The sequence below is a fragment of the Mycobacterium sp. NGS17 genome (genome assembly GCF_059813205.1).
In genome coordinates this window covers 1-319 of record NZ_JCALED010000052.1, presented here as the reverse complement: position 1 = coordinate 319, position 319 = coordinate 1, and the positions used below count along the sequence as shown (strand labels likewise).

Below are 319 nucleotides of genomic sequence, written 5' to 3'. Positions count from 1 at the left end.
TCCGCGAGGACCGCCCCGGTGACAAGCGCTTGGTCGCCTACATCACCGGGACAGCCGACCCGACGCGGCTGCGCGCCGCACTGGCCGAGCGGCTCCCGGCCTACATGGTGCCCACCGCGCTCGTGGGCCTCGACCACCTGCCGTTAACGAGCAACGGCAAACTCGACAAACGCGCCCTGCCCACACCGGACTACAACACCGAGCACTACCGCGCCCCAGCCACCAGCACCGAGAAGATACTCGCCGGCATCTACGCCCAAGCCCTCGGCGTGGAGCAAGTCGGTGTCGACGACTCCTTCTTCGAGCTGGGTGGGGATTC

1 protein-coding gene is annotated in these 319 nt (G+C 68.0%); it reads left to right on the top strand.

Annotation, left to right across the window (positions count from 1 at the left end):
• The coding region (locus AC5Y7E_RS24315; protein ID WP_499950967.1) for a hypothetical protein at positions 1–319 on the top strand (319 nt) is incomplete at both ends.